The organism is Candidatus Eisenbacteria bacterium (assembly GCA_016235265.1).
In the GTDB taxonomy this organism is placed as follows: domain Bacteria; phylum Eisenbacteria; class RBG-16-71-46; order RBG-16-71-46; family JACRLI01; genus JACRLI01.
Map to the genome: position 1 here is coordinate 147,220 of JACRLI010000009.1, position 20,483 is coordinate 167,702.

Annotated in this window: 14 protein-coding genes; all 14 read right to left on the bottom strand. The window is 73.3% G+C overall.

The features are described 5' to 3' along the window. Window positions 1–19: 19 nt before the first annotated feature. Entirely contained in the window at window positions 20–784 is a 765-nt protein-coding gene (locus HZB25_05310; GenBank protein ID MBI5836644.1) for a sugar transferase, read from the bottom strand. Window positions 785–838: 54 nt separating this feature from the next. Continuing rightward, window positions 839–3,148 (bottom strand): hypothetical protein, encoded by a 2,310-nt coding sequence (locus HZB25_05315; protein MBI5836645.1) that lies wholly within the window; start codon window positions 3,146–3,148, stop codon window positions 839–841. 1 nt (window position 3,149) lies between these two features. Then, window positions 3,150–4,268 (bottom strand): hypothetical protein, encoded by a 1,119-nt coding sequence (locus tag HZB25_05320; GenBank protein ID MBI5836646.1) that lies wholly within the window; start codon window positions 4,266–4,268, stop codon window positions 3,150–3,152. Window positions 4,269–4,401: 133 nt separating this feature from the next. Continuing rightward, the gene (locus tag HZB25_05325; protein MBI5836647.1) at window positions 4,402–6,510 is read right to left on the bottom strand and encodes a GAF domain-containing protein; all 2,109 of its coding nucleotides are present in this window, start codon (window positions 6,508–6,510) and stop codon (window positions 4,402–4,404) included. A gap of 3 nt (window positions 6,511–6,513) precedes the next feature. Further along, the gene (locus HZB25_05330) at window positions 6,514–8,004 is read right to left on the bottom strand and encodes a tetratricopeptide repeat protein (protein MBI5836648.1); all 1,491 of its coding nucleotides are present in this window, start codon (window positions 8,002–8,004) and stop codon (window positions 6,514–6,516) included. After that, the gene (locus HZB25_05335) at window positions 8,001–8,876 is read right to left on the bottom strand and encodes a hypothetical protein (protein MBI5836649.1); all 876 of its coding nucleotides are present in this window, start codon (window positions 8,874–8,876) and stop codon (window positions 8,001–8,003) included. Before HZB25_05335 ends, HZB25_05330 begins: the two co-directional genes overlap by 4 nt. A gap of 336 nt (window positions 8,877–9,212) precedes the next feature. Beyond that, entirely contained in the window at window positions 9,213–10,151 is a 939-nt protein-coding gene (locus HZB25_05340; GenBank protein ID MBI5836650.1) for a hypothetical protein, read from the bottom strand. Then, the gene (locus HZB25_05345) at window positions 10,148–14,416 is read right to left on the bottom strand and encodes an IPT/TIG domain-containing protein (GenBank protein ID MBI5836651.1); all 4,269 of its coding nucleotides are present in this window, start codon (window positions 14,414–14,416) and stop codon (window positions 10,148–10,150) included. The genes HZB25_05340 and HZB25_05345 overlap by 4 nt, the downstream gene beginning before the upstream one ends. 374 nt (window positions 14,417–14,790) lie before the next feature. Beyond that, window positions 14,791–15,756, bottom strand: a complete 966-nt coding sequence (locus tag HZB25_05350; protein ID MBI5836652.1) for a glycosyltransferase — start codon at window positions 15,754–15,756, stop codon at window positions 14,791–14,793. A 60-nt stretch (window positions 15,757–15,816) separates the two neighbouring features. Then, the gene (locus HZB25_05355; protein ID MBI5836653.1) at window positions 15,817–16,716 is read right to left on the bottom strand and encodes a DUF3473 domain-containing protein; all 900 of its coding nucleotides are present in this window, start codon (window positions 16,714–16,716) and stop codon (window positions 15,817–15,819) included. Further along, window positions 16,713–17,393, bottom strand: coding sequence for an EpsI family protein (gene epsI, locus HZB25_05360; protein MBI5836654.1), 681 nt, complete (start codon window positions 17,391–17,393; stop codon window positions 16,713–16,715). Before epsI ends, HZB25_05355 begins: the two co-directional genes overlap by 4 nt. Next, the gene (locus tag HZB25_05365) at window positions 17,390–18,286 is read right to left on the bottom strand and encodes an exosortase/archaeosortase family protein (GenBank protein ID MBI5836655.1); all 897 of its coding nucleotides are present in this window, start codon (window positions 18,284–18,286) and stop codon (window positions 17,390–17,392) included. Before HZB25_05365 ends, epsI begins: the two co-directional genes overlap by 4 nt. Further along, the gene (locus tag HZB25_05370; GenBank protein ID MBI5836656.1) at window positions 18,274–18,978 is read right to left on the bottom strand and encodes a glycosyltransferase family 4 protein; all 705 of its coding nucleotides are present in this window, start codon (window positions 18,976–18,978) and stop codon (window positions 18,274–18,276) included. The genes HZB25_05365 and HZB25_05370 overlap by 13 nt, the downstream gene beginning before the upstream one ends. A 454-nt stretch (window positions 18,979–19,432) precedes the next feature. Beyond that, on the bottom strand, window positions 19,433–20,483 hold a 1,051-nt coding region (locus tag HZB25_05375), incomplete at its 5' end, for a polysaccharide deacetylase family protein (protein MBI5836657.1).

The following is a 20,483-nucleotide window of genomic DNA, read 5'->3' on the forward strand; positions in this document are numbered from 1 at the left end:
TAGCGGTGTTGGGAAAAATTCAGCGGGCGCCCTTGCGGCCCAGCACCACACCCACGGTGCGCACCAGGATCTTGAGGTCCACCAGGATGTGGCGGTGGTCAATATAGAAGAGGTCGTAGGCCAGCTTGCGCCGCACGTCGTCCTCGTCCTCGTCGTAGGCGCGCTCGATCTGGGCCAGCCCGGTCAGGCCGGGCGGCACCTGCAGCCGGCCCTTGTAGCCGGGGAAGCGGTCCATGAGCCGCTTGACGAAATACGGCCGCTCGGGCCGCGGCCCCACGAGGCTCATCTCCCCCACCAGGATGTTCCAGAGCTGCGGCAGCTCGTCGAGCCGGCTCTTGCGCAGGAAGCCACCCATGCGCGTGATGCGCGGGTCGTTGCGCGACGCCCACACCGGCCCGGCGGCCTCGGCGTCGGTGCGCATGCTGCGGAACTTCACGATGTGGAACAGCTGGCCCGCGCCCGGCTCCAGGCGGCGGTCATTGCGGCGCCGCTCGGGGCCGGTCTCGGCGCCCTCTGCGCGGCGCGGCGCGGGCGCGCCCCCGCGCTCGCGCCGCCGGTCGCGGCGGCGGCGGTCCTGCCCCACCCGCTCCTGCCGGTAGAACACCGGCCCGGGGCTGTCCAGCTTGATGGCGAGGGCGATCAGCGCCCACAGCGGCAGCGTCACCAGCAGGCCGAAACCCGCCAGCAGGATGTCCAGCAGCCGCTTGGTCACGCTGATCCCGTGCGCCTGGGGCAGGCGCTCCTCGGGCGGACGCTGGGAAGGGCGGATGATGAGTGGCGTCATTCGGGGGTCCGCCGGCCCGGGGCGGGCCCGGGCCGGCGTTCCTTTCGATCGCGCCTAGCGCCGCGTCGGCAGCGCCGGTGGGCGCGGCTTGAGCGCCGCCGGGCGCACCGGCGAGGTGGACCATGCGGGGGTGCGCACCAGGAGCGGGGAGCTGCCGGTGGACAGCCCGCCCTTGTTGTACACGTACACCCGGTAGTAGTAGTCGGTGTTCGGTTTCAGCGAGTCGGCCCCGGCGATGTGCCCGAAGTTCTCGAAGATGCTGGTGGAGCGCTTGTCGGTCACCGTGCCCGCCAGCACCGAGCCGTTGTTCACGCTGACGTCGCGCGAACGGTACACCCGGTAGGACTCGAAGTCCTGGATGGTGCTCTGCGACCAGTTGATGCCCACCCCCGGGCCGGCGCTGGTACTGCCCAGAATGCTCACCGCCGGTGGCGGCTGGCTGTGCGTGGTGTAGGTCTGCTCGGTGCTGGCCGTGGCCAGGCCGCGGTTGTCGGTCACCCACGTGCGGTACCAGTACTGCGTGCCTCCCAGCAGGCCCACGCTGTCCACCGCGGTGAGGCTGCCGGCGGAGAGCGTCCGGAACACCAGCGTGCCGATGGTGGTGTCGGCCCCCGCGCCCTGCGCGCGGTACACGCGGTAGGAGGTGAAGTCCTTCGCCGTGGAGCGCGTCCAGCTCAGGGACACTTTCCCATCCACCGCCTCGAACGGCGGCGAGAGGGCCACCGCCGGCGGCGCCGCGTTGAGCGTCAGGTAGGCCCGAGGCCGCGACGGGTGCCGGATCCCGGTGTTGCCCACCTCGTCCACGCGGTACCAGAAGGCGGTGTTCTCTCGCGGGGTCACGTCCACGTAGCTGAGCGTGCCCTTGGTGGTGATGGAGCTGACCGAGAGGAACGCGCCGTCCGACGGGGCCACGATCGTGTCCGCGCCCTCGGCCCGCATCACCGCGTAACTGGCGAAGATGGGGTCGTTGCTCTGGCTCCACGTCAGCACCACGTTCAGAGAGTCCGGGCCCTGCCCCGGCACCGGCGGGTTCAGTGTGACCGCGCCCTGGGAGCGGGCGGTGGCCAGCAACGGGGCGCCCTGCGCCGCGTAGCCCAGCGAATCCAGCACGTCCACCCGGTAGGCGTAGCGCTGCCCCTCGCGGGCGGTCCCGTCGGTGAAGGTCACCGTCGCGCGCGCCGGGATAGTGGTGAGCCGCGAGTACGAGGACGCCGCGGGCAGGCCGGCGGCCCCGTCGCCGCGGAAGACCTGGTAGCTGGCGAAGCCCGCCTCGTTGTTGGGTGTCCAGGTGAGGTCGAGCGCGGTGGAGTTCTCGTCGGCCGCGGGGGAAACGGAGACCAGGGACACCGCCGAGGGCGGGGTGTGCAGCGTGAACAGGCTGTCTGCCGGCAGGTCCGGGGCCCGGTTGCCTGCCGCGTCGGTGAAGTGGCCGGTCACCGGCACGCGCAGCACGTCGAAGCCGCGCGGGAGGATGTAGTCCAGTTCGTAGATGCCGTCTCCGGGCCGGGTGTCCCCGTTCACGCCCTGGTCGGAGAGCGCGATGGCCACCAGGCGCTGGCCCAGGTCCACGGTGGCGTTGCCCCCGGTCTCGGCACCCCGGGTGCGGACCCGGAAGTGCACCACCGAGCCGGGCGCGTGCACGCCCCCCGCCGGCGAGGCCTGCACGGAATCCACAAACGCCTGGGTGTCCAGGATGACGGTGGCGAACACCGGCTCGGAGTCGTTGCCGTCCCGGTCGCGGAAGCGGGCCCACAGGGTGCGCGAGCCGTCGCCGGCCTGGATGGCGTAGCTGCGGGCCGACTGGAACACGTCCCACGGCGCGCCCGCGAAGTCGGCGCGCTCCGAGATCTGGGTGTAGCGGGTGTCCGGCGGCGCGCTCAGCTGCAGCGACAGCGTGAGCACGCGGGTGCGCGGCTGCCCGCCGTTGATGGCGATGGAGTACAGGTTGGGCGTGCCCGACACCGCGGTGGAGGCCTGGCTCAGGCGGCTGTCGGTCAGCACCGAGACCACCTGGTAGAAGTAGGTGGTGCTGTACTGCGCGGTGCGGTCGGTGTACGAGCGCGTCGCGGTGGTGGACAGCAGCGTGTAGCCGCCGGTGGCGGTGGTGCTCCGGAACACGCGGTACGTTGAAATCCGCGTGGTGTCATCCACGGTCCAGCTGACCCGGATCAGGTGGTCGCCCACCTCCAGGCGGGCGCGCGGCACCACGGTCAGATCGTTGACCACCGGGGCGGTCACATTGGGAGGCGTGACATCCTTGGAGCAGCCGGCGAACACCGCCAGGACGCCCGCAAGGAGCGCCGCCGCGATGCGGCCCCGGGGCGTGCCCCTCCGCCCGCGGACCTTCGAGAGAGAGCGGATCACTTCAGAACCCCCTACGGAAACCGAGCCGCACCGAGCCCGGGTCAACCTGCGCGTACATCCCCTCGCGGTCCAGCGCGGCCGTGCGGCCGTCGGCGCCCGGGATGTCCATGACCATCGCGTCCAGGATGTTGAGCACCCACGCCGTGCCCGCCGCCGCCCACAGCAGCGTGCGGGTGCGCCGGGCGCTGGAGGCGTCGCTGTAGCGCTGCTGCAGCGCGTCGCGGGCCGAGTTCAGGCGGTCCACGTCGGAGGTGCGGGCGCTCAGGGCGTCGTAGCGCGCCTGCGCCTCGGCCTGCTCGCTGAGCGTGCGGTCGAAGTGATGCTCCCCGGCCAGGGCCACCGAGGTGAGCCCGCCGGTGAACAGCAGCAGCCATGCGCCGCGCCCGCGGTGACCCGCGTATGCCTGCCCCGCGCCCGGAACCAGCGCGGACCGGAGCACGGCCTGGGTCCGGGACACCGGCTGGAGGGTGACCCTCAGGGTGTCGAAGCCGTGCGTGCGCACATCCAGCCCCCCGCGCAGGAACGCCTGGTCGAGCACCGAGTAGCCCCAGGTGAGGCCGGCGAAGACCAGCCAGCGCCGGCGCGAGGCGCGCGCGTCGTCCTGGAGGTACTGCGCCCGGCGCACCGCGATCTCGAGATCCGTCTGCTCCTCGGCGGTCACGGTGGTCCCCGCAGCGGCCTGCAGACGGTCGTACGCGCTGTTGTAGTCGTTCAGCGCGTGGCGCGCGTCGGCGTCGCTCTTGATGACCATGCCCAGTGCGCCCGCCTCGGTGAGCAGCATCACCCAGCCGTGCCCGCGCTCTCCGGCGGCCATCTGGCCCACGCCCGGCAGCGCCAGCGTGCGGATCACGCCGCTGACCCCGCTGAACGGGCCGGACCCCGCGGGGCGCGCCGGCCCGCCGCCCTCGGGAAAGCGCAGCCGCGCCTTCTGGACGACGAAGCCCGGCTTCTCGGCGGTCAGCAGGTACTCACCCCGCAGCGGCTCCTCGAGCATGAGCGGCGACGGCCCGATCACGCGCACCGGCCCATCCAGCCTCAGTTCCGCGTGCGGGGGCGAACTCAGCAGTGTCTGGGCCGGCGCGGGCGCGGCGGCCAGGCAGGCCCCCAGCGCTACGGCCACCCAGGCCCAGCGTCCTTGACGGCGCAGCAATCGCACATTGGAGTCGATCCTCTCGGGTGATCTCGCGGGGCCCGGCGCACCGGGCCCAGGTCCGGCGCACCGCGGGGGCGCGCCGGTCTTCAAAAACCGTGGTTCAGGCCGGCCGTGCGACCGGCAGCTCGAGTTCCACCGTGGTGCCCCGTCCCGGCTCGCTGCTGACGCGCAGCGAGCCGCCGTGGGCTTCGACCAGCTGCTTGGACTGGAACAGCCCGATCCCCATGCCGTGCTCCTTGGTGGTCACGAAGGGACGGAACAGGAGCTGCTCCTGGAAATCCCTCGTCATGCCGGCGCCGGAGTCCGTGACCGAGAGCACCACCGCGGTGGGCCCTGCGTGGCCCGCCCGTTCCTGCTCCGGCCGCGTGGTCAGCGTGAGCTTGCCTCCCGCGGGCATGGCTTCCATGGCGTTCGTCAGGAGCGTGCGGATCACCCCGCGCAGGCGCGGCGGGTCCACCTGCACCGGCGGCAGCGCCTCGCCCAGCTGCTCGGCGAGCTCCACGCGCGGCCGTGCCCCGTTCAGAGCCAGCTCGCCGACGGCCTCGCGCACCAGGTCGTTGAGGTCGCAGCGCACCCGGGCGCCCGCGGCCTGCGGCAGCAGCCGCGCCCAGTTCTCCAGCACCGTGTCCAGGGCCTCGCAGACCGTGCGCGCCGACTCGCGCAGCTTCTCCGGCGCGTCGGCCCCGACGGCGGCCGACAGGGCCTGCGCCCGCGACTGCAGCGACTGCAGGTCGTGGACCGCGAAGCCGGCCATCTTGTGGATGGAATCCTGCTCCCCCTCCTCCTCCCACGCCTCGGCCAGCCGCGCGCCCCACAGGGCGTTGGCCAGGTGCTCGGACAGCGCGTCGAGATAGTCGAGGTCCTCGTAGCTGAAGCGCAGGTCGTTGAGCCTCGGGCCCAGCCCCAGCATGCCCACCATCTCTCCTCCCACCAGGAGCGGGCACCAGGCCCGCGCGCCGGTGCGCTCCAGGATGGCGTGGTTCTCCACCCAGATGGGCACGGACTCGAAATCGTCCGCGCGCCGGCTCAGCAGGAAGGCCTGCCGGGTGCGCACCAGCTGGCGCGGCAGCGGCTCGTCCGGGATCACCGACAGCGGCCCCCCCGGCACCGTGCTGTGCACCAGGTCCAGGATCTCCGCGCCCGGGCGGCGCAGGAACAGGGAGACGTCGCGCACGGTGAACGCGTCCTGCAGCATCTCGCTGGCGGCGGCGAACAGCGGGCGGGTCTTCAACCCCGCGCGCAGCCGGGCGTTGGCCTCGGACCACTGCTTGCGATAGTCATAGTGGGTCAGGAAGAAGTTGCGGTCCACGAACCCGCGCACCCTGCGGCGCACGCGGTTGGAGACGAAGAAGACTGCCACCCCCGCGAAGGCCAGGAAGGCCAGTGCCACCACCGCGACGCTCCCGAAGGGCAATCCACTCAGGCGGACCACCTCGCCCACCACCCCCAGCGTGAGCACGTACAGCCCGGAGAGGAACACCGACACCGAGCTGTAGATTACCGACCTCCCCACCGGGATCCGCGCGTCGGAGAGCTGCCGGTTCAGGCCGCCCGCCAGGCCCAGCACCGAGGCCACCGCCACCGGGACCGGCGAGGCCAGCCACAGCGGCTCGTAGAACCGGTTGAACAGCAGCGAGGCGCTGATGCAGAGCAGGAAGTAGCCCAGGCCCAGGAAGAAGCCCACCAGGGCCGGCTTGAGCGCCCGACGCTGGTCGGGACCGGCGGCGCGGAGCGTGGTCTCGAACAGGATCGCCATGCCGATCAGCGACACCAGGTGGCCCACCATGGACGCCGTGGCGGGCCAGCCCAGCAGCAGCGTGGGGCCCCCGGTGGAGAGGACCAGCACGCTGGCGAACTCCGGCCGGCCCGAGGCGTACAGGGCCCCCGCCGCCCCGATGACCCACGCCAGCCACACGCGCCCGCGGGAGGCCAACTGCGCCCACGGCCGGTCGCGTCCGAAGGTCATGGCGGCCGCCAGGCCCGCCCCGCTCATCGGAACGGCGATCCGCGCCAGCCAGCGCAGGTCGTTCTCCTGCAACCCGTCGGCCGCAAAGCGGCCCAGCAGGGCCAGGAACCCGGCGAGCAACGCGTAGCCCACCGCCAGCAGCAGCCCGGAGAGCCGCGGTGCGCGGAAGAGCCACACCACGGCGGCCAGGGCCGCCAGGGCAGCGCCGCCCAGCATCATCGCGTGGACGCCGGAGAAGGGCATCCGCTAGCCTCCCAGCCGCCGGATCTCCGCTTCCACCTGCGCCCGGAACGAGGCCTTCGGGAACTTCGCGAGGATCCTGCGATAGGTGTCCGCCGCGGCCTTGCGGTCGTTGAGCTTCTTCTCCTGGACCTGGGCCAGCCGGCCCATCAGCATGAGTGCGGTGCCCGGGTCCTGGGCGCGCTCGGCCATCTGGCCGAAGGCGGCCGCCACTGCGGGCCAGTCCTCGAGGCGCGCGCAGGTCTCCGCCAGGCGCTGGCGCACCTGGAGGTTCACCGGGGCGTCCGGGTAGCGCTGCAGGATGCTCTCGTAGGTCTTGCGGGCCGCGAGGAGGGCCTTCTTCACCCCCGCCGCGTCCTTGGCGTTGTGGTAGTGGCCCGCCACCATCAGCGGCGCGGCCAGGCCCTCGGAGGTCAGCGGGAAGTTGGCGGTCGCCTCGCGGAAGCAGCGCTCCGCGTCCTCCCAGTTGTTCTGCGCGTCGGCCAGCTGGGCCATTTCGAGCCACGCGGCCGCCCGGGTCTGTTCCTTGAGCGAGGCGTCCTCGGCCACCGCCTTGAACACGCGGGAGGCCTCCTGGTTGCGCTTCTGCCGCGCGAACAACTCGCCGCGCATCAGCTGGGCGGGCCCGCGCGCCTCGGACTTCGGGAAGTCGCGGGCCAGTTCGTCGAGGTACCTGTGGGAGCGCTCCACTTCCCCCAGGCCGAAGCCGTTGAGGCGCGCCAGCCGGTACAGCAGGTCCTGCCGCTGCAGCCCCAGCTCGGGCGAACGGCGGCACTCCTGCTGCAGCGAGTCGAGCACCGAGAGCGCCACGGTGGTGTTGCCCAGTTCCCCGAAGACGTTCGCGGCGATGAGCCGGGCCTTGAAGCCCTCGGCGCTGCGCGGCGCGCGCGCGGCGATGCCGTAGTAGTAGCTCAGCGCGCCCTGCGCCTCCTCCGTGCCTGCCAGCCGGCCCTCGCGGCGCAGGCGGTACTGGAAAATGTCGTAGGGCAGCCCCAGCACCTGAGCCTGCACGCTGCCGGCGGCCGCCAGCTGCGGCGGCACGCGGCGGATCACCTCGCGCAGGTCCAGCATGCCGCCGGCGGTGTCCCCCGCCGCCATCATCCGCTGGGAGCGCCGGTACAGGCCTTCGCCGGCCACCAGGTCGTCGGTGGCGAATTCCGTGAGGATGCGGTCAAGCGCGGCGGCGGCCTCGTCCCCGCGACGCATGCTCACCAGCAGGTCGTAGTCGCGGAGCAGGCTCGCCCCCCTCACCTGGCGCACCGCGGGGTCGGTGGCGGCCCCGCCGGTGGCCATGACCTTCAGGAACATCCCGCGCAACTTCTCCAGGTCCTCGCGGCTGACCGGCGTCTTGCGGGTTTCGAGGTCGCTCAGGGCGCGGCGGGCACGCCAGTACTCGCGTTCCACGCGGAAGCGGGTGCCCACCTCGCCGACGCGGGCGCAGCCGGCGGCGGTGACCGCCGCCAGGGCCAGCACCACCAACAGGCGGTTCGCTCTCATGACCGGGCCTCCTGCGTCGCGGCCGGACGGTCCTGGCGCGTGCGGTAGAGGTAGAAGCGCACCACCGCCCCGGTGAGCAGCAGGCTCACCAGCGCGGCCAGGGCGATGTTGAGCTGGCACAGGGTGAAGATGGTCTCCGGGCGGAACCGCTCCGCCAGCACCTGCGGCCGGTTGAGGGTGACGCTGAGCGGGATCAGCGCGGCGAACGGCAGCGCCACCAGCAGCAGGCTCATGACGCGGTGGCGCCAGAAGAAGCCCAGCCCCTCGCCGAAGGCGGCCAGCAGCCCCCGCTCGGAGAGCAGCAGGACCACCGGGATGTAGATGAGCGCGGCCTGCAGCGCCACGTTGAACACGAACTGGAGCGCCATCTGGCGCATGGGCGAGCCCACCAGCCAGTCGCGGAGCGCCGGAACGAGGGTGAGGCTTCCCAGCCCCACGCTCAGCAGCAAGGTGGCCAGCGAGACCACCACCCCGATGAGGACCAGGGCCCCCGCGCGTCGCAGCGCGCCGGAGAGCCCCTGCCCCAGCGCGCCCGGCTGTGACAGGTACGCCCCGCGGAACACCAGCACGCCCCAGCCCACCGTGATCGAGCCGACCAGGGCGCTCAGCACCAGGTCCAGGTTCTGCAGGAGCCGGGAGAGCAGCAGGTAGTACTGCGGGTAGTGCGTGGCGGCCCGCCCCGGGATCCACTCGAGAACGGGGATCCAGAAGTAGCCGAAGGGGGCCTGGTAGAAGTGGGCCGAGCTCCACAGGAGCAGGGCTTCCAGCGTGCCGAACACCAGGAACGGCAGGATCACCGCGGGACGCCGGAACCCCTTCAGGGTTTCCAGCCACACCCACAGGTATGTGTTGATCGCCTGGACCAGGTTCAAAGGTTCCCTCCATTGCGGGTCCGGGGACGAGGCACGCACCCGCCGCGCGGCCGGGCGGGTGTAAATTCCATGGGAGACGCAAGATGCCGGAGCCGGACCGAACTCCCCCAACAGACAATCTACGCGCCCCGCGGCGGCGTTGTCAAAGGAGGAGATACCCTCGCCCGCAGGCTGGAGTTATCGGCTCCGGCGCGGAACTTGGTTAGGCCGCGCCCATGCGCGGCCGGAAGCCCATGGCGGGCCCTCCCCGGGTACATGGATGCATGCCGGACAGCGGGTTGCGGGGTTCTTCTGAGGTCTCGCAGGAAGGGGCGGGCGCCTGGGGCCGGGCAGCAGCTAGGGGGCGAGTCGCGGCAGGCCCAGGCCGATCCGAAGGCTCAGCCGGTGCACCGGGGACTGGCCCCCGTCCTGCACCAGCCCGTAGTCCGCGATCCAGCGCCCCGTGCCGAACCCCACGCCGGCCGAAAAGCCGCTGAGCGGGTCCGTGCCGGACAGGTCGCGACGGTAGCCCAGCCGCAGCGCCACCGCCGGCGCGGGCCGATATTCCACGCCGGCGGCGCCGAATGGCCTCGCTTCCCCGGTGCGCGACAGTTCCGCCAGCAGATCGAAGGCGCCCGCGGGATGCAGGCGCACCCCGGCGCGCAGAGTGCGCGGCGCCGGCGCGGTGCCGGCGGAGGAGCTCAGGTCCGGGCCGACGTGGTCGGCGACCAGGGAGAAGTCCGCGGTCTTCGTGCGCGCCAGGGCCCCGACCGCCATGGCCCAGCCCGAACCGGTCTCCCCCGCGATGCCCTGGTAGAGGTACTCGAGCGCCAGGCCCGCTGAGATCACCGGGCCGAAGTTGCGTGCGTACCCGGCACGCAGCATGCCCGCGGAGTAGCCTGCGGAGCCGGACGGATCACCATTCTCATCCCGCCCCTCGAGCGCCACGTGCGCGTAGGCGAATCCCACCGAGAGCGTGCCCCCGGCGCGCCCCACCGGCATCGCCAGCGCGGCGGACTCCAGGCGCAGGCCCTGGCCCAGTTCCGCGTGGGTGACGAAGCCCTCCAGGGCCAGGCCGCAGGCGCCCGCCGGGTTGACGAACAGCGCGGCGACGTCGCCCCCGCGGGCCGACTGCGGGCCACCCAGCGAGGCGCGCGCGGCGTCCGGCGGCTCTAGGAAGAACGGCAGCGCGCTGGTCCCGCCGGCCGGCTGCGCCCCGGCCGTGTGCGGCCCGCAGGCCAGCATGAGGACAGTCCCGAGGGCCGCGACGGCGGCGCGCGAGAGAATCGACTTCACGGCGTCCACCTCCGGGCCACCCACTCGGAGTGGACCTGCTCCCCGTTGACGTCCATCCGGATCCGGTACAGGCCGGGGGCCACCGGCGTCCCCTGGGCATTGCGCGCGTCCCACTCGAGGAGCGCGCGGCCGGGGCCGCGCACCTCGTCCATGAGCACGGCCACCTCCCGGCGGCCGGCGTCGAACACGGTTACCCTGACCCGCGCGGAGGTGCCTGCGGAGGCGGGCACGTCCACCCGCACCTTCAGCTGCGCGGCGAACGGGTTGGGGTAGCCCAGTGTCGCGGCGACCGCGGGCAGGCCGGTGGACGGCCCTCCAGGCGGGCGCGCGGCGAGGCTGGCGGTGGCGCAGCCCACGTTCTCCGCGCCACGGATATCCACGGGGCTCACCCGGTACTCGTAGGCCTTCAGCGTGTCCAGCCCGGGGTCGAGGCAGCGCAGCACGTTGGAGGGTGAGTCCGCCGCCAGCGTCCAGGCGCCACCCGCGGCGCGGCGGTAGACCCTGTAGCGCGCCACGCGCACGTCCGGCGAGGGCTGCCAGGTGAGGGACGCCGTGGCCAGCACCCACGAGGCCTCCACCGGGCCCGGGCACACCAGCGGGCTGACTTCGGTGCGGGTGAGGTCCAGCCGCACGGGGACCCGGATCCAGCGCGACGCGTCGCTGCCCCACCGGACCTCGATGGTGTCGCGGTAGCTGCCCGAGCCGAGTTCGGCGGCCTGCACCACCACTGTCAGCGTGTCCCACTGCTGCACCGCGACGGTCCCGGTGTCCGGGGCGACCCCGAGCCAGGAGGCCGCGTGCCGGACGGTGAACGCCGCCAGGCCGCTGCCCTCGTTGTAGAGGCGCAGGCGCCGGGATGCGGTGCTGGAGTTGACCAGCGCGATCCGGAAGGCCGACGAGTCGGCCACCACGTAGGGAGAGCCCACCGGGGGCTGCTCCGCCACCAGCGTGAGCGGCACCGAATAGCCGGCATGCGAGGAGTCGTCGCTCAGGATCGTGAGGGTGCCGTGATGGGTGCCCGGGGCGAGCGATGCCGCGCTGAAGGTGAGCGAGAGCTCCGCCGACTGGTCCGGCTCCACTTCCCCCGCCGACGGTGCGATCGAAACCCACGGCACGTCCGCGCCCAACGAGAAGTGCAGCGTCGCGTCGCCCGCGTTGGAAACCTCGAGGAGCGTGCCCGAGGGGGCCGGCCGGCCCGCCACCACATGCGCGGTGAGGGAGGTCGGCGCCACCTGGATGCGAGGCTCCAGGACCTGCAACGTCTCGGGAAGACTGGTCGGGGCCCCCCCTCCCGCCAGCGGGCTGACGGTGAGCGCCCCGGGGTAGCTGCCGCGGGCCCTGCCCAGGGCCGAGAGCCCCAGGGTCAGCAACACCGACGCGCCGGGCTCGAGCGTCGCGCCTTCCGGCGCGACCGTGAGCCAGCCGGCGGTGGAGGCGAACGCGAGCCCCAGGGGGCAGTTGCCGGTGTTGAAGATGCGCACCGTGTCCTGGCGCGTGGCGCCGCGCGCCAGCAGCCGGCGCGACACGGGGTCCTCGGCCCGGAAGGTCGGCACGTCCACGCGGAATGCCGCGGGGGCGACCGCGAGCAGGGTGTCGGCATCCAGCAGGCTCACGTCCCAGGAGCCGGCGGCCGCGCCGGCGAGGCCGAAGCGGGCCCGGGTGATCCAGCGACCGCCGGAGGTGTCGGTGGTGAATGCGGTGCCCGGGAGCCGCGCCCCGGCGCGCGCGATCCACAGCGACTCCGGTCGGGCGGCGCCGGTGGTGAGCGCCTCCACGGTCACGCTCTCCCCTTCGCAGGCCGAGGCCGGCGTGACCGAAACGAACGCATGCGGGGGCAGGGCCTGGACCACGAACCCCTGTGCCGCGGCGGAGCTGTCGCCCGAGGCGTTCACCGCCACCACGGTCCACGCGCCGAGGGCGGCGCCGCGCAGGTCGAAGTGGGCCACGGCGAGGGTGTCGCCGGTGCGCTCGGAGCGCGACGCCGGGATCCTGGCTGTCCCGCGGGCCAGGTAGACTGTGTCCGCCTCGTCCAAGGCGGTGCCCGCGAGGGGGATCTCGGCGTCCGCGGTGCCGGTGGGCGCTGCGGAGCGGCCCAGGGTGGCGAGTACCGGCCGGCGGCGGCGCACGTCGAAGCCGCCGGGGAGCGTGTCCGCCTGGCCGTCCGCGTTCGCCACCAGCAGGCTGTACGCGCCCAGGTCGGCCCCCTGCAGATCCACCACGGCCCGGATCAGGCTGTCCCCCTCGGTGGTCACGTCGGTGGCCCCCACCTGCACCCCGCCGGCGGCCAGGCGCACCGCGTTGGGCGGGCTGAAGGCCCGGCCCCTGAGGGTGAGGCTCACGATGGTGTTTCGCGGCGCCCACGACGGAGTGGAAGACAGGGCCACCGGCGGCGGCGCGAGCACCGTGAACGCCCCGACCAGGGTGAAGCCCAGCCCGCTCGGGTTGCGCACGTAGGCATCCCAGGTGCCCGCGGACACCCCGGTGAGGTCGAACACGCCCTCCGCCTCGCTGGAGGAGTTCAGCGTCACGTTGGTGGGTGTGAGGCTGAAGCGGCCCGCGCGCGTGAGGCGGAGCATCGGGGTGGCGACCAGGTTGGATCCGTGGAAGGTCAGGGTAAGCGACCCGGTGGCCACGCCCGAGGCCGGCGACACCGAGACCAGCGACGGCCCGGTGCCCGAGGGCGGGTCCTCCACCAGCAGCGCGTTGACCATGGTGCCGGAGCTGCCGTCGGGGTTCTTCACCACCACGTCGAATACGCCCGTGGGCGCGGCCGACATGCTGAAGTTGCAGCGCAGCAGCGAGGTCGAGAGGGTGGTCACGGCGGCGCCGACCACGCGGGCGGATCCGCTCACCAGGAACACACTGTCGGGAGCGGTGAAATTGCCGCCGCTGATCAGCGCCCCGTTGATGTCCTGCCCGCGGTAGACCGTCGAGGGGGTGAAGCCGGTGACCACCGGGGGCGTGGCCGTGGCGAACACCGTGAAGGCGCTTCCGAGCGTGCCTGCCTGGCCGTCGGCGTTGCGCACCGTGGCCGAGTACACGCCCGTGGGCAGGCCGGCAAGGCTCAGGTTGCAGGTGATCTGCGAGGAGGACGCCGTCAGCACCGAGGTGGCCGCGCGGCGGGCCGCGCCCGAGACGAAGATCACGCTGTCCGGGCCGGAGAATCCCGAGCCGCTCACCACCATCCCGTTCAGCTGCTGGCCCTGCACCCCGGAGGACGGGGCCACCGAGGCCACCGCGGGCGGGCCCGCCGTCCCGGTGACCGTAAAGCCGCCGGAGAGGATCGCGGTCTGGAAGTCCGGGTTGCGCACGTACACGTCCCACCCGCCGGGACGCAGCCCCGAGAGATTGAACGTGCAGGTGATCCGCGAGGAGCTCACCACCACGACGGATGTGGCGCTCACCGAGGACTCCCCGTTGCGGTAGATCCACACCGCGGGCGTGGCGACGAAATTCGTGCCGGCCAGGCTGGTGATGCCGACGCTGCCGGTGTTGGCCCCCGAGGCGGGCGTGATGGAGGTCGCCGTGGGCGCCCCGCCGGAGGGCGGTGTGTTACGGACGTAGGCCCCGTTGAGCAGCGTGTCGGCGCGGCCGTCGGTGTTCCGGATGACCACGTTCCAGTACCCGGTGTCGGACGCGGCGGGCGCCAGGTTGCAGGTGACCTGGGTGGCGGAGACCGTGGTCACCGAGGTGGCGGCGCGGCGGATGCCCGCGCGCTGAAGCCACACCGAGTCGGGGCCCTGGAAATCGAGGCCGGTGAGGGTGACCGCGGTGGTGGTCCCCGCGGTGAGGAGGTTGGGGCTGACCGCGGTGATGAACGGCGCCACCGGCGGCATGTCCACCGGGACCACGTTGCTGAGCGCCGACCAGTTGCCCGCGGCGTCCACTGTCTTCAGGCCGAAGTAATAGGTGATGCCCGGCGTGAAACCGGAGGCGGTGACCGACTGGGCCGAGCCCGCCACGAGCGGCACCGGCAGGCCGGAGACGGAGGGGGCCGAGCCCCAGCTGGACTCGCTCAGGGGCGAAGTGGCATAGCGCACCGAATACGAGGCTGCGGTGCCGCTGTACCCGTCGTTTCCGGGCGCGGTCCAGCTCAAGGTGACGGTGCGGGTGATGGTCTGCGCGGGAAGCGTCCGAGGGGCGAGCAGGGCGCAGAGGGCCACGAGAGCCAGCGCGGGACTCCAGCGTCCAACCCGCACGTGAATTCGCGACGCCGCGCCGCCGGACGGTTGCCAGGGCAGGGATGCGGAAGTACGTTCGTCCATTCCTCGTCCACAGGATGCAAAGCAAGTGCCGCGTCGGGCAAATGAGCCCAGGCGCGCCTGATCGGTCGGGACGCTCGGTAAACGTGTTGCGGGGGTGTGGGTTCCCGGGTCGGGGCGGTGGGAGATCCGGGGATCCCGCTGACCGGGATCTGGCGGATGATGGACCAAATCCGTGCGGATCGCAAACCTTTTTGCTCATTGCACGACAGGTCGCAGGTTGTGGCGAGGCGGGAAACGTGGGCTGGTGGGGCCCGCGACGCCCGGCCAGTGGGGCTCGGGAAGCCCGGCCGATGGGGCGCGGCAGGCCCGGCCGGTGGGGCTCGGGAAGCCCGGCCGGTGGGGCGCGGGACCCTGGCCGGCGAGGCCGGAATCCGCTAGTCGGTGAAGCGGGCGCCGGGCCGGATCAGCTCCCGGGCGAAGCCCCAGGCGAAGCCCAGGTGGATCCCGGCGAAGATGAGCGGGAGCAGCGGATGCCCGCTCCCCCGCAGCGCCACCCCCGCGCTGGCCAGGAGGACGGCCGCGACGTAGGGCGCCCACCACGCGGCCGCCACCGCGGGCCAGGGCCCGTGCGCCATGACCGCCGCGAGTGCCAGGAGGATCCCGGCGGCGAAATAGGCGGTCGGCACGGGCACGGTGGGCCCCAGGGTGCGCGGGTGCTTCCGCCACAGCCGGGCCCGCCCCCGCCCGTACCGCTCGCACTGCCGCCACAGCGCGGGCAGGCTTTCCCGCGGGTAGTAGCGCACCGTGAACGCCGGTTCGGTCCGCGCGCGCAGCCCGGAGAGTTTCACGCGCTCGTTGAACTCCACGTCCTCGCAGGCGTCGAAGCGCTCGTCGTAGCCGCCGAGACGCTCCAGGAGGTCCCGGCGGTACGCGGCGCCGGAGCTGGAGGGGTCCACCTCCCCCGCCTGCTCGCGGTAGATCTCGGAGCCTCCCTGGTGGCCCAGCCACGAGGCGCGGGCGCCCGCCACGGCGGACTGGAAGGCCGTGAGCCCGGGTGGATCGAGCGGCTGGGCCCGCGCCAGTGCCGAGGCCCCGGCCTCGAATGCGGCCAGCGAGGCGGACAGCAGGCGGGCATCCGCCAGGTGCACGTGGCCGTCCACGAACAGCACGTGGGGGGCGCGGGCCGCGCGCCAGCCGACGTTGCGGCCGGCGCTGGAGACCCGCGCCGGATTCTCCAGCAGGCGCACCCCGGGGTGCGCGGCGGCGATCCGCTCCACGCACGCCCGGGTGCCGTCGCGGGAGCCCCCGTCCACCACGAGCACCTCGTAGTCGCGTTCGGGCAGGTCCTGCGCCAGGAGCATGGCCAGCGTCGCGGGCAGGAAGCGCTCCTCGTCAAGCACGGGGAGCACCACCGAGAGGCGCGGCGCGGGATTTCCGGAAGTCACGGCGGAGACCGTCGGCTACGGGGCGAAGGTTGCGGGGCGAAGGCCGCCCGCCGGCGCGGGGATCCCGGGGGCCGAACCCACGGCGGGGACCGCATCCAGGAGCCCGCCCAGCGGGGCGAAACGGAACGCCCGGAACAGCCCCTCGAGCACCCGGGCGGTGCGCCCGAGGCCGGTGTAGTGGAAGAAGCGCGAGGCGGCCGGGGCCGGCACGCGAGGCTGGCCCGGGTCCAGCTCCCAGGGGTGCACGTTCACGATGCCCGGGCTGCCCCGGCGCTCGCAGGCGCGCAGCGCGGCGTGGTGCACCGCGGGCGGCAGCAGGCGCAGGTATGCGCCGGAGGCGGCCGGCAGCCGCCATGGGCCCAGCGGCAGGGCGGTCATGGGGAACTCCACCACCGAGCCCCCCCCTTCCACCGGCACCCGGTAGGGCGAGAGCGGCGCGTCCGGGATGCCGTAGCGCCGGCGGGCGATCGGATACACGCTGGAGTCGTACGCGATCCCCTGGTCCGCCAGCACGTCGTAGGCCCACAGGCTGCGGCGGGTCACCGAGTAGCTGGGCGCGCGGTAGCCCAGGATCGGCCCGCCGGTCTTCTCCCCCAGCACCTCGAGACTTCGGCGCAGGTCGGCGGCGAAGCGCTCCGGCCCCTGGGAGTAGAGCAGTTCGTGCGCCTGGCCGTGGCTGGCGATCTCGTGGCCCGCGGCCTGGATCTCCGCCAGCCAGGAGCCGGCGCGCTCGGCGCACCAGCCCAGCACGAAGAACGTCCCGCGCACGTCGTGGGCGCGGCACAGTTCCAGGATGCGCTCCACGTTGCGCCCCACCCGGGACTCGTGGCGGGCCCACTCGTCCCGACCCACCACCGCCTCGAACCCGTGCACCTGGAAGTGCTCCTCCACGTCCACGGTGAACGCGTGCGTCAAAACGCCTCCAGCGCCGGGAACGGCAGCGCGCGCAGCAGGTGCGGGGAAAGCGTGGCCAGGAAGCGCGCCATCTGTGCGTCGGTGGCCTCCACGCCCGCGGGCAGCACCGGGGCCGAGAGGCGCACGAACGCGGCGTCCGTGGGACGGCGCAGCAGGGCGTTGCGCACCAGGTCCGCCTTGAGCGCGTACTCGTCCCGGATCAGGCCCGCGCGGGTCATGAACCAGTAGTAGACCACCTCGCGGTGCTCGCCGCGCGCGATCAGGAAGCGGTTCACGGTGGCGGTGTGCGGACCCAGGGGCATCCGCACCGGGGTGTTGGACACGATGGTCCACCCTCCCCCGGGCAGGCAGTTCTTCGGCGAGTGGATCTGCGCGCCGGTGCGCTGCCCGCGGAAGTAGGCCACGAACAGCCACACGTCCCGCAGCGGCCCGGGCGCCTGGTACTCGCGCATCAGCGTGGTGTCCGCGCTCAGGACCTGGTAGATGCGCGGGTCGAAGCGCTCGTCGTGGCCGGCCCAGTCGTCGAGGCTCACGGGGATGCGGTCCAGGTGCGCCATCTCCGGCGGGGCCACCTCGTGCGAGCGGAGCGCGCGCGCGTACAGGCCCGCGGCCAGCACCAGCGCCCACACCGCCATCAGCGCGGGGCGGAACAGGGCTCCTGCGGGGCGGGCGCTCACGGGACCTCCGAGGGCGGCGGGGGCGGCGGGATATGCAGCTTGATGCCGCCGCGCAACGTGGCCGAGACCAGCGCCAGCGCCACCATCGCGAAGGCGAACACCAGCAGGCCCATGGACTCGTGGATGGCGCCCTCCGCCCACTTCTGTCCGCCCAGGTACACGCCCAGGCCGGTGGCGAACACCCGCAGCGCGTTGCCCGCGATGGCGATGGGCACGGTGCTCAGGAAGACGAACCAGCGCTTCCAGGCGCGCTCCTGCCCGAAGCGGCCCCACAGCGCCCCCAGCGCCAGCAGGCTCACCAGCGAGCGCAGTCCGCTGCACGCCTCGGCCACCTCGAGGAAGCCGGTGGGCAGCTCGATGGTGTTGCCGATGCGCACCGCCGGGATCTGGATGGCCGAGAGCCCCGCCGTGGCCAGCTTCGCGGCCAGCTGCTGCAGCGGAAAACTCAGGCTGTAGTAGACGACGTAGGGGATCGGCACCGCGAATTGCAGGAACGCCACCGGAAACACGCACAGACGGGCCCACTCGGCCCCGCACCCGAACCACAGCAGCCCGCCCAGCAGCATCACCAGCGAGGTGCGCTGGAGGAAGTACTCCGCCCCGGCGGTGCCCAGCAGCAGCAGCGCCAGGGCCGGGATCACCAGCAGCAGGGCGCGCAGGTCCACGCGCAGGGGCGCCTTCGCCAGGTCGGCGCGGCGCGACCACAGCAGGTAGGCGGTCACCGGCGGGACCAGGAACCCGTGAGAGTAGTTGTCGTCGTGGGACCAGTCGGACCACAGGTCCGCCAGCACCGGGGCATAGATGAACGCCAGCGTGGCGGCCACCAGGAGCGCCCAGGGCAGCATCGCCCGGGCCCCCGGGGCCGCCGGCCGGCCGGTGTCTATCGTGGACATGAAGCGATCGCCTCCTCCAGGATGCGGGCCATTCCGTCCAGCATGACGTCACGATCGAACCGCTCGCGCGCCCGCCGGGCGGCGGATTGACCCATCCTGAGCCGCAGCGGCCCGTCCTGCAACAGTCGAGTCAGGGCGGCGGCCAGCGCCTCGCCGTCGCCCGGTTCCACCAGGATTCCGTCCTCCCCGTCCCTGAGGGCTTCGGCGTTGCCCCCCACCCGGGTCACCACCGACGGGAGCCCCGCCGCCATGTACTCCAGCAGCGCGTTCGAGAAGCCCTCGCTGAGCGAGGCCAGGGCGGCCACCTGGCACTCGGCCAGCAGCCCCCGCACGTCCTCGCGCCAGCCATCGAAGTGCACGCGCTCCCGCAGGCCCAGCCGTTCCACCAGCGCCTCCAGCGCCGGGCGCCCGGGGCCGTCGCCCACCAGCACCGCCCGGGCGCCGGGCACCGCGCGGGCCGCCAGGGCGAAGGCCCGCACGAACGCGTCCACGCCCTTGACCGGACGCATCCCGGAGACGCAGACGACCACCGGCGCGTCGGCGGGCACGCCGTGCCTGGGTCGCCAGCCTTCCGCGGGCGCCGGCGAGGTGCGGATGCCGTTGTACAGCACCACGGTGCGCTCGCGCGGCAGGTCCTCGGCACGGATGGCGGCCTCGCGCACCGCCTCGGAGTTGCACACGAAGCGGGCCACGCCGCCGTTGGTGCGGCGGACCAGGCGGTCCGAGCCACGCTCCGTTCCCATGTTGCGCCGCGCCGAGAGCACCGGGCCCGAGTCCGTGGCGCCGGCCGCGCGCACCGCGGCGAACTGGGCGTTGTCGAAGTAGGCCACCGCCGCGGCGGGCCGGCGTGCGCGCCAGCGGCGGGCCAGGCCCGTCACCGCCTGGCGGCGCCACAGGAAACGCGTCCCGCGGGTCAGGGCCACGGTCTCACACGGGAACGGGCGCGTGCCCAGGAACTCGTGATCCACCACGCACACCACCGCGGGATCGAAACCGCGCCCGGGCAGGCCCTGGCACAGCGCCAGCACATGCTGCTCGGTGCCGCCGCCGAGCCCGTCCACCAGGCCCACCACCAGGTCCACGGGGCGGCTCATGGGCGGTCCCCGCCCGGCCGGGTTCCCCCGCCGTCCGCCGCGAGCCGCCCGCTCACGGGACCCGCGCCAGCTCGTAGCGGAAGCGGTCGTAGGAGAAGCGCGCGTCCGCGCCCGCCACCCGCTCCTCGGTCATGTCCACCCGCGGGAGCAGCATCGGGTCCGCGTCGCTCTCCACCCGGCCCTCGCGCGTGGTGAGGCCCAGGCGGTAGCCCGCCTCGCGGGCCAGCGCGGCGACCCGCGCCGAGACGCTGCCGTTGGGATACACCAGCGCGCCCGGACGCTCCCCCAGCCACTCGCAGAGCAGGCCCGCGGACCGCTCCAGCTCGTGGCGCACCTCTTCCTCGCCCGCCTGCGCCAGCATCACGTGCTCGTGCGTGTGCGAGCCCACCAGCACCCCCGCCGTTGCGAGTTGCTTGAGTTCCGACGGGCCCAGGTAGCGCGGTGGTCCGCCTTCCGCGGGAGCCGGCAGGGTGCCCAGGATCTCGGCTCGCTGCCCCGGGTCCCAGCGCTTCACGCGGGCCACCACCTCCTGGCAGCGCAGCGCCAGCTCGGCCCGGGAACGCGACGGGTCGGCCGGCCACACCCCGCGCCACACCGCGGGCATGGGCTCGCCGCGGCGGAACAGCGTCAGGGCGCCCTCCCACAGCCGGTCCTGCCAGGTGCGACGGTCGGTGCCGGCGTAGGCGGTGGCCGGGAACACCGCCCAGGGCAGCCCGCGGGCGGACAGGGCCGGCGCGGCCACGTGGAGGTTGTCGGCCCAGGCGTCGTCGAAGGTCAGCGCCAGCCGCACGCGCCCCTTGCCGGAACTGCGCAGGATGTCGTGGAGCGGCACCACCTCGAACTCCCGGGTGGCCCGGTCGAGGAGCGCCTCGAAGGTGCGCAGCGAAATCCACGGGCACGTGGCACTGACTTCCAGCGGGTCCTCCAGGTCCACCACGCGGTGGAACGTGAGGATCACCGGGTTCTGGTCGGCGGTGCGCAGCGCGGCCCCGAAGCGCTCCTTGACCCCGGCTTTGAGCCGCTCCCGGATGGGCACGGTGACGCGCGGACCGGTGCGCACCACCTCGGCCAGCACCGAGTCCCAGTGCTCGCGCTGGCGCTCA

Excerpts from the sequence above, each read along its gene's own strand:
- HZB25_05330 (MBI5836648.1), bottom strand. The coding sequence starts at position 8,004 with ATGAGAGCGAACCGCCTGTTGGTGGTGCTGGCCCTGGCGGCGGTCACC.
- HZB25_05365 (MBI5836655.1), bottom strand. The coding sequence starts at position 18,286 with ATGTCCACGATAGACACCGGCCGGCCGGCGGCCCCGGGGGCCCGGGCG.
- HZB25_05325 (MBI5836647.1), bottom strand. The coding sequence starts at position 6,510 with ATGCCCTTCTCCGGCGTCCACGCGATGATGCTGGGCGGCGCTGCCCTG.
- HZB25_05310 (MBI5836644.1), bottom strand. The coding sequence starts at position 784 with ATGACGCCACTCATCATCCGCCCTTCCCAGCGTCCGCCCGAGGAGCGC.
- HZB25_05345 (MBI5836651.1), bottom strand. The coding sequence starts at position 14,416 with ATGGACGAACGTACTTCCGCATCCCTGCCCTGGCAACCGTCCGGCGGC.